Here is a 1,318-nt window from a genome sequence, read left to right as displayed (position 1 = left end):
GGCGCGGGTGGCCTCGGCGTCGTCCGATGCGGTGATGGTGCGGCGGTGCAGGATGTTGACGGCGCCCTGGGCGCCCATCACCGCGATCTGTGCGGTGGGCCACGCCAGGTTGAGGTCGGCGCCCAGGTGCTTGGAGCCCATGACGTCGTAGGCGCCGCCGAAGGCCTTGCGGGTGATGACGGTGATCAGCGGGACGGTCGCCTCCGCGTACGCGAAGATCAGCTTGGCGCCGCGCCGGATGATGCCGTCGTGCTCCTGGTCGACACCGGGGAGGAAGCCGGGCACGTCGACGAAGGTCAGGACCGGCACGTTGAAGGCGTCGCAGGTGCGCACGAAGCGGGCCGCCTTCTCCGAGGCGGTGATGTCCAGGCAGCCGGCGAACTGCATCGGCTGGTTGGCGACGATGCCGACCGGGCGGCCCTCCACCCGGCCGTACCCGGTGACGATGTTCGGCGCGAACAGCGACTGCGTCTCGAAGAACTCGCCGTCGTCCAGGATGTGCTCGATCACCGTGTGCATGTTGTACGGCTGGTTCGCGCTGTCCGGGACGATCGTGTCCAGCTCGCGGTCCTCGTCGGTGACGGTGAGGTCCGCCTCCTCCGGGTACGCCGGGGGATCGGAGAGGTTGTTGGACGGCAGGTACGACAGCAGCTGCTTGACGTACTCGATGGCGTCCTTCTCGTCCCCGGCCATGTGGTGGGCCACGCCCGAGGTGGAGTTGTGGGTGCGGGCGCCGCCCAGCTCCTCGAAGCCGACGTCCTCACCGGTGACCGTCTTGATGACGTCCGGGCCGGTGATGAACATGTGCGAGGTCCGGTCGACCATGACCGTGAAGTCGGTGATCGCGGGGGAGTAGACCGCGCCGCCCGCGCACGGGCCGACGACCAGGCTGATCTGCGGGATCACCCCGGAGGCGTGGGTGTTGCGGCGGAAGATCTCGCCGTAGGCGCCCAGCGAGGCCACGCCCTCCTGGATCCGGGCGCCGCCGGAGTCGTTGATCCCGATGACCGGGCACCCGGTCTTCAGGGCGAAGTCCATGACCTTGACGATCTTCTGCCCGTACACCTCGCCCAGCGCCCCGCCGAAGACCGTGAAGTCCTGCGAGAACACGGCGACCGGGCGGCCGTCGACCGTGCCGTACCCGGTGACGACGCCGTCGCCGTACGGACGGTTCTTGTCCAGCCCGAAGTTGGTGGAACGGTGCCGGGCGAACTCGTCCAGCTCGACGAACGACCCCTCGTCGAGCAGCAGATCGATCCGCTCACGGGCCGTCAGTTTGCCCTTGGCGTGCTGCTTCTCCACAGCACGCTCCGAACCG

General features: G+C 68.7%; 1 protein-coding gene. It reads right to left on the bottom strand.

Annotated features, from left to right (window positions below; all coding sequences use genetic code 11):
• On the bottom strand, positions 1–1,318 hold a 1,318-nt coding region (locus ACFPZI_RS36940; protein WP_381371543.1), incomplete at both ends, for an acyl-CoA carboxylase subunit beta.

It is taken from the genome of Streptomyces chlorus, from assembly GCF_042655885.1.
Taxonomy (GTDB): Bacteria; Actinomycetota; Actinomycetes; order Streptomycetales; family Streptomycetaceae; genus Streptomyces; species Streptomyces chlorus.
This window is presented reverse-complemented; position numbering and strand designations above follow the sequence as displayed.